A 13,389-nucleotide genomic window follows, 5' to 3' on the forward strand; every position below is an offset into this window, starting at 1 on the left:
AGGAAATGACAACAAAAGCGACCGCTTCAAGAGCATCATCGGAAGGTCAGACAAATTCACATTCTGATACAACTGGTGCGGTTCAACCTGCGAATCAGCAGTCCGAGACTGATGTGCAATCCGCAGCTGCCAATCTGCAAACTTCATCATCGGCTGCTCCCGAGCAAACATTGATCTTTGAATTGAGCAGCCCGGGCCGCGTAGCTTATTCCCTGCCGGAGTGTGATGTGCCCCGTCTGGAGGCCGATACGTTGATTCCCCGGGAAATGCTGCGCTCAGAAGCTGCAGCCTTGCCGGAAGTATTTGAAGTGGATGTCATTCGCCACTATACGGCATTATCCCGCCGCAACTTCGGGGTAGATAACGGATTTTACCCGCTTGGCTCCTGTACGATGAAATACAATCCGAAGATTAACGAGGATGTTGCCCGGTATAACGGGTTTGCCAAAATCCATCCTTACCAGCATGAATCAAGCCTTCAAGGTGCGCTGGAACTGCTGTATACGTTACAACAGGATCTGGCCGGGCTGACTGGCATGGATGCCGTAACCCTGCAGCCGGCTGCAGGTGCACATGGCGAATGGACCGGACTGATGATGATTCGCGCTTATCACGAAAGTCGCGGCGAGCTTCGTACCAAAGTTATCGTGCCCGACTCCTCTCACGGCACGAACCCGGCCAGCGCAACGGTGGCTGGATTCGAAACGGTCACTATTCCTTCCCGTACAGACGGTCTTGTTGATCTGGAGGCGCTGCGTGCGGCGGTTGGAACGGATACCGCTGCATTGATGCTGACAAATCCGAATACACTCGGCTTGTTTGAGAAGCACATTCAAGAGATTGCGGCGATCGTACACGAGGCTGGCGGCCTCCTTTATTACGACGGAGCCAATTCCAATGCCATCATGGGTATTACACGGCCAGGGGATATGGGCTTTGATGTGGTGCATCTGAACTTGCACAAAACGATGAGCACTCCGCATGGCGGCGGCGGCCCGGGTGCAGGTCCGGTCGGTGTGAAAAGCCGTCTGATCCCGTTCCTGCCCAAACCGATGGTTGTTCAGAATGATCAGGGTGTTTATGCACTGGATTATGAAGGAGATCAATCCATCGGCCGGGTAAAAGCCTACTATGGCAACTTTGGCATCCTGGTTCGTGCCTATGCTTACATTCGTACCTATGGCCCGGAAGGCCTGCGCCGTGTATCCGAATGTGCCGTGCTGAACGCCAACTATATGATGGCTCGTCTCGCACCTCACTATGAGATTCCTTATCCGGGTGTATGCAAGCATGAATTTGTGATGTCAGGACGCGGACTGAAGCAGTACGGTGTACGCACACTGGATGTGGCGAAGCGTCTGCTGGACTTTGGATATCACCCGCCAACGATCTACTTTCCGCTTAATGTTGAGGAATGTATCATGATTGAGCCAACCGAGACCGAAAGCAAAGAAACGCTCGACGGGTTTATTGATACGATGATTCGCATCGCCAAAGAGGCGGAAGAAACACCTGAAGTGGTGCTGAACGCACCCTATGGTACACCCGTCACGCGACTGGATGAAACGACCGCGGCACGTAAACCTGTATTGAATTGTGCCTGCAGCTGAGCATCGATTTATAACCGTTAATTTACTTGCTGCTGATTGACTGCATGTCATCCCCTTGTGCGGGTGGAGGTATTCCCTCGACTGTGCAAGGGGATTTTTTGGATTTATTTGTAGCGTGCATTGCGACTAATATTTCCAACGTGAAAACAAAAAAAGCCGGCACCCACTTGATTCGTGGACACCGGCGATATTGCTGCCCAAGGCAGCCCTTTAATTCGGAAAAAGAAAACCTCAAATCCGGAGGAAACTCCGGCAAAATTACGCTTGAATGCTTTGAACGAGTTCAACCACTTGTTCAGCGGTTTGCATTTCCAACGCTTTGGCTGCCAGTTCCTGCATGTCCGCACGGGACAGCTTGGTAATCTGGCTGCGAGCTGGCAGAATGGAAGTTGCGCTCATGCTGAACTCATCCAGTCCGAGACCCAGCAGCAATGGAATTGCTGTTTCGTCTCCTGCCATCTCACCGCACATGCCAGCCCATTTGCCTTCACGATGCGCTGCATCGATAACCATTTTAACCAAACGCAAAATGGCCGGGTTGTAAGGCTGGTACAGATAAGATACACGCTCGTTCATCCGGTCAGCAGCCATTGTGTACTGGATCAGATCGTTTGTACCGATACTGAAGAAGTCCACTTCTTTGGCGAATTGATCCGCCATTACAGCTGTTGATGGAATTTCGACCATGATACCGAGTTGAATGCTGTCGGAAACAGCAATCCCTTCAGCGACCAGCTTTTCCTTCTCTTCGAGCAGGACAGCTTTTGCTTCACGGAATTCACCCAGTGTTGCGATCATCGGGAACATGATACGCAGGTTTCCGTGTACACTTGCACGCAGCAACGCACGCAATTGTGTACGGAAGATATCCAGACGGTCCAGACACAGACGAACTGCGCGGAAGCCGAGGAATGGATTCATTTCTTTTGGCAGATCCAGATAAGGAAGCTCTTTGTCCCCACCGATGTCGAGTGTACGAACAACGACCGGTTTACCTTCCATTTTTTCAAGTACCGCTTTGTAAGCATTGTACTGAATGTCTTCGGAAGGAAGCTTGTCTCTGCCCATATACAAGAACTCGGTACGGTACAAACCTACGGCTTCGCCACCGTTCTCCAATACACCTGTTACATCATTCGGTGTACCGATGTTTGCAGCAAGCTCCACATGAACGTTGTCCACGGTAACTGTCGGTTCGTCACGCAGTTTTCTCCACTCCGCACGCTGTGCATCATACTGCTCCTGTTTGGCACGGTATTCAGCAACTACGTCGTCTGTAGGGTTAACCAGAACGTGGCCGTCCAGACCGTCAACAATGATCAGGTCGCCTTGTTTCGCTTGAGACAAAATGTCCTTCGTTCCGACTACAGCCGGAATTTCGAGCGAACGAGCCATGATTGCAGAGTGAGAAGTCCGTCCACCGATGTTCGTCGCAAAACCTTTAACATACTGGCGGTTCAATTGAGCTGTATCGGAAGGGGTCAAGTCCTCCGCTAGCACAATCACTTCTTCACTGATCTCAGCCGGGCTCATGAAGTCGATGCCAAGCAAGTGATTTAGCACACGCTTTGTCACGTCACGCATATCTGCTGCACGTTCCTGCAGGTATGCACTCTTCATATTTTCAAACATGGAGATGAACTGGGAAGCTGTTTCATTCAGTGCAAATTCAGCATTCACCATTTCATCCGCAATTTTGGCTTTTACCGGATCAATCAGTTCCGGGTCATCCAGAATGAGCAAATGCGATGCGAAAATTTCAGCTTTTTTCTCGCCAAGCTCTTGTAAAGTACGCTCTTTGATCGCTTCGAGCTCAGCCCGGGACTTGCCCAGAGCCGAGTCGAGTTTAGCGATCTCTGCGTCAACGTCGTTAATTTGGCGTTTTTCTACAGAGTAGTCAGGATGCTCCAAGATAAACGCCTTGGCGATAGCAATACCCGCCGAAGCCGCGATCCCGGAAACATTAAGCATTAATTTCGCCCAACCCTTCGTTAACCATAACGTCAGTCAAAGCTTGCAGAGCTTCTGCTTCGCCTTCACCTTCAACGATAATGCTGATGGTGTCACCTTGCTCCAGGCCGAGGGAAAGAACGCCCAGAATGGATTTCAATGTTACTTTTTTGCCGTTAGCTTCTGCAAAGGATTCTGCACCTTTGAATTTGTTTGCTGTATTAACCAGGGCAGTTGCCGGACGTGCGTGGATACCATCTTCGTCTGTAATTCTGAATGTTTGTTGCATTACAATCATCTCGCTTTCGGTAGTTTAGTTTAGGCATTGCGTATATTTACACTTGCTTGCCATCGTTGGAACAGTTCTTATTTTATCTCAATGATCGGCTGATCGCCAACTTTGAGCACGCCACTCTTCTTCAGTGTGACGGTGGAGCCTTCTGGCAGGTTGGTGAAAATCACCGGAGAGATGATGGACGGAGCATTTGCTTTGACGTACTCCAGATCCACTTCCATAATCGGCTGACCCGCAGATACCAGGTCACCTTCCTGAACCAGTACGTTGAAACCTTGACCTTTCAGTTTCACCGTATTGACACCTATGTGAACAAGCACTTCCTTGCCGCCATCGGACATAATGCCTACGGCATGTTTGCTTGGAAATACATTAAATACTTTACCATACACAGGTGAGGTAATCGTGCCATCATGTGGCAAAATAGCGAACCCGTCACCTGTCATCTTTTCGGCAAAGACCGGATCAGGTACGTTGGTTATATCAAGCAGCTCGCCATTAACCGGCATAACGATATCCTCTGGTACAATGCGTTCGCCCTGCTCTCCTTGCGCCTTCTCCTCTTCAGGAGTTGGTTTAACCTCTGCCGCCGGAGCTGGTGCAGGCGTACGTCCTGCAATGATATCCTGCATTTGGGATTTAATCGTATCGGAACGTGTTCCGAAGATGGCTTGAACATTATTACCCACTTCAAGCACACCAGATGCACCCAGTTGCTTCAAACGGTCTTTTTGCACATTCGATTTCTCATTAACTTCAATCCGCAAACGAGTGATACATGCATCCAGATGTTTGATATTTTCCTTACCGCCAAACGCTTCGAGAATGTTATGCGGCAGATCATCCGCAGAGCCTGAAGCACCACTGCTCGATGCAGCCTCAGCAGAAGCTTCCTCGCGTCCAGGCGTTTTGAGGTTGAACTTGCGAATAATGAATCGGAAACCGAAATAATAGATTACCGCAAGAATCAGACCAACGATAATAACGTCCCACCATGGCGTACGGTTTGGAATGATACCGAAGATCAGGAAGTCAATGAAACCACCTGAGAAGGTCATCCCGATTTTGACATTAAGCAGTTGCATCGTCATGAAGGACAAACCTGCAAAGATACAGTGTACAGCAAACAGAATCGGTGCTACAAACAGGAACGAGAACTCAAGCGGCTCTGTAATACCTGTCAGGAACGATGTCAGTGCAGCAGAACCCATGATACCTGCAACATATTTTTTATGCTCAGGTCTTGCTTCATGGTACATCGCAAGTGCGGCAGCTGGCAAACCGAACATCATGAACGGGAATTTACCAACCTGGAACGTTCCCGCTGTCAGCGCAACACCATCACGCAGCTGGCTGAAGAAAATCTTCTGGTCTCCGCGAATGACATCGCCGGCTTTGTTCACATACTCACCGAACTCAAACCAGAATGGGGAGTAGAAAATGTGATGCAGACCGAACGGAATCAGTGAGCGCTCCACAACACCGAAGATGAAAGCCGACAAGGTCGGACTGGTATCCACCATGAAGTGAGAAATCGCATTTAATCCGTTCTGAATCGGAGGCCAGATTACTACGAGCAGCAACCCGAGAATCAGGGAAACGACTGAAGTAACGATAGGGACAAAACGTTTACCCGCGAAGAATCCCAGGTAAGACGGCAGCTCTATTTTAAAGAACCGATTATAACACAGTGCTGCGGCGATACCGATAATGATACCTCCAAACACCCCTGTGCTTAATGTAGGAATCCCCAGGATACTTGCATAACCCGGCACCTTGCCAATCATGGAAGGCGTAACCCCTACAGCAGAACCTAAAGTTACATTCATGACCAGATAACCGATGATGGCTGCAAGTCCCGCAACACCTTCACCGCCAGCCAGTCCGACCGCTACACCGACCGCAAATAGCAATGCCAGATTATCAAATACGATCTGACCTGCGTTCATCATGATCGTTGCAATCGAGTTTACCCAAGGGGTATCGAGCGCAGTAACGTACTGCAAGAAATCAGGATTGACCAGCATGTTACCAATTCCGAGCAGCAAACCTGCCGCTGGCAGAATCGCTACTGGCAGCATGAGCGCCTTACCTACTCTTTGCAATACTCCAAAAAGCTTTTTAAACATCGCGTCGTATTCTTCCTTTCATGTGAGTGTATATGTCGTGATGCAAGCAAGGGAACACAAAAAAGGCATGAACTAATAAAAGTGAACTGTGCCTACCTTGGGGTATAGCATACCCTTAAAAAGGTAGAACAATCACACTCAAATTAACTCATGCCTGATCGAGTCAGTAACACGTCGCTTATGTTTATTCAGTTGCTTGATTACGGTCACCATTGTAGCATCACTCTGCACGTATTGCAAGCCTTTACAGAAAAAAACGTTATTCCTGTTTTATTTCAGAGCACACTTTACTGATTTTCTTCCTCTTTCCGCTGGTTCAGCCGCTGCAGATGTATGGTTAAGTATCCAACTTCTGCTGGATAAACAGGCAGCTTGAGTCGTTTTTCCATCACCTTGGTCAGCTTCCATGCAAGCGAGTACATTTCGGGATACTCCAATTTTAACAGCGAATCCAGCTTGTGAAGCTCCTCCACCTTATCTCCGCGGCGTATACGCTCAAGAGCAAACCGCAGATGGGTTAACAGACGGGAATAATCCAATGATTGCGTTTCAAACGAATAATCCAGCTGCTCGGCAACCAGATTCACCAGATCCGTAATTAACTGCGAATGCTCCCGCACCTGGGAGATGTTCTGGTTTGTCATCGCACTATAGATATGCAAAGCCACAAACCCGATCTCATCCTGGCCCAAGTCCACACCCATTTTTTCCTTGATCAAACGAATCGCATACTCGCCCATCCGATACTCATCGGGATATATCTCCCGTGTTTCGTATAAGAAAGGGTTCTGAATAACAATGCCCTGCTCTTTGCGTTTCAAGGCAAAAGAAATATGATCCGTTAAGGCAATATGAATATGTTCATTGAGCGGAACGTCTGTACGCTCTGCAATATACGTAATCACTTCATTAATAATCTCGATCAACGCTTCATCTACCTGTGGTAGAAGCTGCTTGTACTGCTCCTGCTCCTGCTGGTTTTTCAAAATAAACATTTTCTCCACAGCCGTCAGTGGAATGTCATCACTCGGCTTCCGATTAAAGCCGATGCCTTTACCAATGACCACGACTTCACCATGCTCGGGATGTCGTGCAATAATTACATTATTATTTAGCGCTTTATTTACATGCAGGCTGCTCATTTTTGCACCTCTTTTTTCACACCATCTTGGATGTGCCGCACACATCTTGTTACAGACAAAAAAACGACCGGAGCGGGCAAACCGCGCCGGACGTCTCGCTTAAAAAGTAACAAAAATTCGCCTTAAGGTCAATAGACAAGCCTTGTAATGCCGCTGCCAGTTCTTACTCCTTGCTCTCGCTTCTTTCCACAAGGCTCTCGATCACTGGTGAGGTCGCCTTCACAGGCTCACTCGATTGCACAGCGGTGGGTACAGCTGCTTTTGTTTTCGTCAAACCTTTAATCAGCTGCTCTACGTCGATGCCAGACACACTTTTCAACATTTCGGGTGCTGTAGCCATCAGTTCGGTTACATAATTGCTGACACGCGCAGCCCCTTCACCTTTGCCTGTATCTACGACTGTCAGCTTATCAATGGATGAGATCGGTTCAGCAATTTTACCAGCCAGCTCAGGCAGCATTTTGACAATGATATCGAGTACCGCTGCTTCGCCAAACTTCTGGAACGCCTCCGCCAGCTTCTCTTTCGCTTCCGCTTCGGCAAGACCGCGAAGACGAATAACCTCTGCATCCGCTGTACCTTTGGCGCGCTCTGCATCCGCAATCGCCTGACCTTCAAGCCGCTTTTGCTCGGCTGTTGCTTTGGCCTGCGTTTCGATCGAGTATTGTACCGCATCGGCTTCGCGCATGCGTTTTGCTTTGTCCGCTTCCGCAGCCTGTTCCACCGCGTAACGATCCGCTTCGGCTTTCTTTTTCACTTCGGCATCATACTGCTTCTCACGAACGGTAATTTCTTTTTCTTGCAAGTCAATCTCACGCTCTTTACGTACGAGTTCAACCTTCATCTGCTCTTCAACAACCGTCTGTCTTGCACGAGCTTCCTGAATGTGATAAGCCTGGTCCGCTTCCGCTTTGGCGGTATCCTGATCACGTTTAAATGCCGCTACTTTCAGTTCCTTCTCCTTGGCTGCCTCTGCGATGTTGGTATCACGAAGCAACTCGGCTTTTTGTCCCTGCTCTTCCGCATTTGCCTTCTGAATCCGTGCATCACGCATCGCTTCTGCTTCGGCAATCTCGGCATCACGCTTTACAGCTGCGATTCTTGGTTTACCAAGCGCATCGAGATATCCTTGTTTGTCACGAACATCCTTGATTGTAAAGGAAACGATCTGCAGACCCATCTTTTTCAAATCCCGAGCTGCCACGCCCTGTACCTCTTGAGCGAAACGGTCCCGGTTCCGATACACTTCTTCTACCGTCATCGTACCGAGAATGGCCCGCAAATGGCCCTCCAGCACTTCCTGCGCTTCGCCTCTAAGAGAGTCAACCGGTTTGCCGATAAATTGCTCTGCCGCCGTTGCAACGTCCTCTACAGCGCTTCCAACCTTGATGATCGCCACCCCGTCAGCTATAACCGGAACACCTTGTTCTGTGTACACTTCAGGTGTGGAGACATCGAGCTTGTGTGAAAGCAAGGAGATAAATTCAGATTGCTGGAACACAGGAAGAATAAACGCACCGCCGCCGCGAACAATTTTAATTTTGCGCCCGGAATCATCCTCGGATATATTTTTGCTGCCCAGGAATGAACCTGTCACAATCATCGCTTCATCCGGCCCAACCGTCTTGTATCTTGCCCAGAAGGCCAGACCCAGAATCAAAATAACCCCTATAACCACAACAGGAATCAATAACACATCCCAATCCAGATTAGCTGTCATTCACATCTCTCCCCTTATCTCGTAAGTATTTTAAAATGACTACCTGCATTGTGAGCCCCGTCCCGTATTCGGGATCACTCACTACCTCACAATTCTTTAAGTACATCCTCATCCCACTCGGATACCCTCAGCACGCCATCCACCACATCAACAACAACTACTCGCGCTCCCGCCGCAATGGGAAGCTGCTCGAAGCTGGATGCCGTCTGAATCGTACTTCCGGATGCAAAACGTATCATGACTTCACCGAATCCGTTTGCCGGTATCGGAATGGTAATCTCCCCGATTTTGCCCGCCAATTCCTTCATCGAAAAAGCAATTGAAACGTCACTGTTGCGCATCGGCTTGATATATGCGAAGAATACCAGCATGGCTGCAGCAATACCGATCAGCAGGGATAAGATCAGACTTGACATCACACTGAGCGAGCTGTACCGTGTCAGCAGGATGCCCGCTCCACCAAAAGCAGTAATGGACCCTGCCAGTACAACAGGTTTAAAAAAATCAACACCAGGCATTTCGAAGGCCCCATCCAGCAAGCCGTCAATCAAGTCACCCAGCACCAGGCTCACTATAGCAAAAACAGCGCCTCCGATAAGACATCCCCAATAAAGTGCTTCCATCCCCTCTTCCTCCTCTCTCTGCTGCAAATTCTCCCAACTGTGCATTCCACATGTAAATAAATACGTACATCCAGGCAAAATGTTTCAAAATCTTTCCTGAGATGTATTCAGAAGCCGCTAATGGGGATTACCATCACAATCTTCACGAATGCTCCAGTTCACTCGGATATTGCGGTTTCACAGCAGCACAGCAAAGAACGCAAGCCAATTAAGGCTTGCGTTCCGGGTTATTTATCTTTCATATATATGTCGTTATGTCTATATTCGGTTTGTATTCGTTGGCTTAATTACAAGGAAGCCTTGTAAATGGATACCACATCTTCACGCTGCAGTTTTTTGAAGTTACCGAACGGTCCAAACAGCATCGCTTTATCCGCCATAACTTCAATCTGGCTATCGTCAATATCATAATCCGCCAGACGGTTTGGAGCTCCAATCGACGTCCAGAATTGGCTGAGTGCATCAATGCCTTCTTCGGCAATCTGTCTATCCGATTTGCCCTCAGGATTCACATTAAATACATTGATCGCGAGACGTTTGAAACGCTCCACCTTCACATCGATATTATGTCTCATCCAGTGCGGGAACAAGATAGCAAGTCCCCCGCCATGCGGAATATCATAAACGGCAGATACCGCGTGTTCAATGTTATGGGTTGCCCAGTCTCCTGCAAGTCCCATGTTCAGCACACCATTCAGTGCCATCGTGCCGCAATACAGAATGGTTTCACGCAGCTCATAGTTCTCCAGATCTTCAACCAGACGAGGGGCCGCTTCCATTACGGTACGCAGAATCGTTTCGCAGAAGCCAAGTTGAACCGGTGTGTTCGGGTCCAGATGGAAGTAATGCTCCAGGACGTGAGACATCATATCCACCATACCGTATACCGTTTGATCCTTCGGTACCGTGTATGTATTCACCGGATCAAGAATGGAGAATGCAGGGAAAGAATACGCACTGCCCCAGCCCAGCTTCTCTTGTGTTTCCTGATTCGTAATAACAGAGCCCGAGTTCATCTCTGAACCGGTAGCTGCCATTGTCAGCACTGTGCCGAGCGGCAGAGCGTCCTGTGCAACAGCCTTACGCTGCGCAAAGTCCCACATGTCTCCATCGTACTTCGCACCAACAGCAATCGCTTTGGCACAATCAAGCACGCTGCCGCCGCCAACCGCCAAAATCAGCTCAATATTGTTCGTTTTGCAAAGGTCTACACCTTTGTGCACAGTCGACAGACGCGGGTTAGGCTCTACGCCTGCAAGTTCAGTGACTTCTGCTCCGATCTCCTTGAGCAAGCCAAGCACCTGATCATACAGCCCACTGCGTTTAATGCTTCCACCGCCATATACAAGCAGAACCCGTTTGCCGTATTTCGGCACTTCAGTTTTCAGTGCTTCAAGCTGTCCTTTACCGAAGATCAGACGAGTCGGGTTATAAAATTGAAAAGATCTCATGATCTATAATCGCCTCCAATGGAGTTAAGTTTTTAGTGCAACCTCAATTATAGTACCCTGTTTATAGAAAAACAAATCCATAGCCGCTCACTTTAGTTCAATCCGTTGATCTGCAGATGGGCACGAATCATTTCACTCATGGAAGGCAGATGTTCTGACTTTGCCCATGTCGCTGTATCCCATAGCCCCGCCTGATCAAAGGCCCTAGGACAATGCATAAAGCATTCCTCAACCTCCACAATGACGGCTGCTCCAATCGTTTTACCGCTCCAGTTCATGCCTGTAATGAACTCTTCATCCTTTGTAATTTTTGCTGTTCCGTTGATGCGGAGCACCTCATTTAATCCCGGTATCACAAACAGCATTCCCACACCCGGGTCTGATAAAATGTTTAACAAGGAATCAATCCGGCGATTGCCGGGTCGTTCCGGGTAAACCAGTCTATGAGGGTCCAGTACATGAACAAAGCCAGGGCTGTCTCCACGCGGAGATACATCGCTTTTCCCATCACGATCCGAGGTTGACAAAAAAAACAAAGGTGACATTGCTATAAACTTCTGCACATGGGAATCTACATAAGGAATCACTTTGTGGCGCACGCGCTCACTTGATTCGCCTACCATGCTTTTAAGTTCCTTTGCATCGGAAATGAACGGAATATGAAGCGGCGTTTTTTCCATTAACTCGTCCCCTTTTCGATTTGTTTTTGTTGATCACTGGGCTCTGCCTGGATGCTCCCTCCATTATACATAATCATGAACCATTCACACTTTGATTCATATCAAAAAAGCACCCGTTCACGGTTGAACGGATGCCTCTTGATATCTTTAAGCTTTTAACGCAATTGCTTTCGCGGCCTTCTTACTCGGTATATCCCATGCTGCTTACGAAGCGGCGGAAGGCCTGCCGTCCAGCCTCATCATGTTTGTACACACCAGCATGCTCCAGAATTTCAGAGAATTTCAGGCCTACTTGCTGCTGCACAAGGATAACGGCTTCTTCCTTCGTCAAACTGGAGCCATGGTTCTGTTTCAATTCTTCTGTCCACGGTAAATGTTTGTTCAGCTCGTGATCTGCTGCCTGGGCAGCTGCTTCAAGCTCGGTATTGCCTGCCAGAATATCGGCAATGCCGTCCAGCTCTTGCTTCAGACGTCCCGGTAGAATAGCCAGTCCCATGACTTCAATCAGACCGATGTTTTCTTTTTTCAGATGATGCATCTCGCGGTGCGGGTGGAAAATACCTTCCGGATGCTCATCATTTGTACGGTTGTTACGCAGAACGAGATCCATCTCATAACCACCATCCGCACTGCGGCGAACGATTGGTGTTACCGTATTATGAGGCACTTTCTCCCCGTCTACTTCGCTGAATGCTTCGATCTCTACTGCGGAGTCGCTGTACACTTTCCATGCTTCGTAAACGGCATTACCCGCTTCCAGCAGTTCCGCAGGATCATGTGAATGCAGACGCATCACGGACATCGGCCATTTGACAAGGCTAAGTGTCAGCCCTGGTGCATCCGCGTGACGGAAGACTGCCTCTGGCTGTGCGTTTTGAATCGCAAATGTATGACGTCCACCCTGGAAATGGTCATGTGTCAGAATGGAACCGCCCACGATCGGCAGATCGGCGTTAGACCCGATAAAGTAATGTGGATATTCCTGAACAAAGGCAAGCAGTCTGCGCAGGGTATCCTTCGTCAGCTTCATCGGCACATGATCATGATGGAAAATAATACAGTGCTCATTGTAGTACACGTACGGCGAGTATTGGAACAGCCACTTCTCGTTGTTCAGCTGCAATGGAATGACGCGCAAATTCTGACGAGCCGGATGATTGACCCGACCCGCATAACCTACATTTTCACGGCACAGCTGGCACTTTGGATAGACCGGCGGCGGAAGCAGCTTGGCCATGGCAATTTCCTTGGGACTTTTCTCCGGCTTGGACAGATTGATCGTGATCTCCATCTCGCCATAAGCGGTATCCTGCGTCCAATACACATTTTTTGAAACGCGGTCCATCCGAATATAGTTGGAGTTAATAGACAAGTCGTAAAATTGCGATGTTGCCGCCTCAATGCCTTCAGTCTGCTCCGTATGGCGGAAAGCACGTACGACCTCCGATGGACGCGCCATCAGGTGACCCATTATTTTCGCATCCAGCAAGTCACGAAATGTATCGCTGTTCTCGGGAATGAGCCCAATGGTATACCCGTAATCAATCAATGTATCCAGCATGGATTGTGGCCCGTCAGGTATCGTTGTATCCAGTTCACCGGCATACGGCTCGGAGAATCCGAACTGCTCCATCAGCAGATTGCGACTGTAATCATAGTCTGCTTCCTCAATCAGTTTTTTCTGTAAGGCAAATGCGACCAGACGCTCAATGGCATGCAGTGCTTCCTGCTGCTCGGGTGTACGCTCTGTGGCTTCTGCTCCAGGTTGAGTCTGTGACATAAGATGTTC

General features: G+C 48.8%; 10 protein-coding genes. 1 reads left to right on the plus strand and 9 read right to left on the minus strand.

Features of this window, described 5'->3' with window-relative positions:
- The first annotated feature begins 5 nt into the window (after nucleotides 1-5).
- Complete coding sequence (gcvPB, locus tag IEW26_RS05680) at nucleotides 6-1,610, plus strand: aminomethyl-transferring glycine dehydrogenase subunit GcvPB (RefSeq protein WP_229729698.1); 1,605 nt, start codon at nucleotides 6-8, stop codon at nucleotides 1,608-1,610.
- Between the two features lie 258 nt (nucleotides 1,611-1,868).
- On the opposite strand, the gene ptsP is transcribed toward gcvPB, so the two are convergent.
- From ptsP to IEW26_RS05725, 9 genes are all read right to left on the minus strand, one after another.
- Nucleotides 1,869-3,581 (minus strand): phosphoenolpyruvate--protein phosphotransferase, encoded by a 1,713-nt coding sequence (gene ptsP / locus IEW26_RS05685; RefSeq protein ID WP_188591581.1) that lies wholly within the window; start codon nucleotides 3,579-3,581, stop codon nucleotides 1,869-1,871.
- Entirely contained in the window at nucleotides 3,574-3,849 is a 276-nt protein-coding gene (locus IEW26_RS05690) for an HPr family phosphocarrier protein (RefSeq protein ID WP_036617010.1), read from the minus strand. Before IEW26_RS05690 ends, ptsP begins: the two co-directional genes overlap by 8 nt.
- A gap of 77 nt (nucleotides 3,850-3,926) precedes the next feature.
- Nucleotides 3,927-5,984, minus strand: coding sequence for a glucose-specific PTS transporter subunit IIBC (gene ptsG, locus IEW26_RS05695; protein WP_188591582.1), 2,058 nt, complete (start codon nucleotides 5,982-5,984; stop codon nucleotides 3,927-3,929).
- A gap of 287 nt (nucleotides 5,985-6,271) precedes the next feature.
- Entirely contained in the window at nucleotides 6,272-7,126 is an 855-nt protein-coding gene (gene glcT, locus IEW26_RS05700; RefSeq protein ID WP_188591583.1) for a glucose PTS transporter transcription antiterminator GlcT, read from the minus strand.
- 163 nt (nucleotides 7,127-7,289) lie between these two features.
- Nucleotides 7,290-8,846: a flotillin lipid rafts scaffold protein FloT gene (gene floT / locus IEW26_RS05705; protein ID WP_188591584.1), complete on the minus strand. Its 1,557-nt coding sequence runs from the start codon at nucleotides 8,844-8,846 to the stop codon at nucleotides 7,290-7,292.
- A gap of 86 nt (nucleotides 8,847-8,932) precedes the next feature.
- A complete protein-coding gene (locus tag IEW26_RS05710) occupies nucleotides 8,933-9,469 on the minus strand; it encodes an NfeD family membrane protein (protein ID WP_145406097.1) in 537 nt (178 codons plus the stop codon).
- Between the two features lie 287 nt (nucleotides 9,470-9,756).
- Nucleotides 9,757-10,920, minus strand: a complete 1,164-nt coding sequence (locus IEW26_RS05715; protein ID WP_145406096.1) for an iron-containing alcohol dehydrogenase — start codon at nucleotides 10,918-10,920, stop codon at nucleotides 9,757-9,759.
- Nucleotides 10,921-11,012: 92 nt separating this feature from the next.
- The gene (locus IEW26_RS05720; protein ID WP_188591585.1) at nucleotides 11,013-11,600 is read right to left on the minus strand and encodes an MSMEG_1061 family FMN-dependent PPOX-type flavoprotein; all 588 of its coding nucleotides are present in this window, start codon (nucleotides 11,598-11,600) and stop codon (nucleotides 11,013-11,015) included.
- Nucleotides 11,601-11,781: 181 nt separating this feature from the next.
- A complete protein-coding gene (locus tag IEW26_RS05725) occupies nucleotides 11,782-13,380 on the minus strand; it encodes a UDP-glucose--hexose-1-phosphate uridylyltransferase (RefSeq protein WP_188591586.1) in 1,599 nt (532 codons plus the stop codon).
- Nucleotides 13,381-13,389: the final 9 nt, after the last annotated feature.

This window comes from Paenibacillus silvae (assembly GCF_014639235.1).
Taxonomy (GTDB): domain Bacteria; phylum Bacillota; class Bacilli; order Paenibacillales; family Paenibacillaceae; genus Paenibacillus; species Paenibacillus silvae.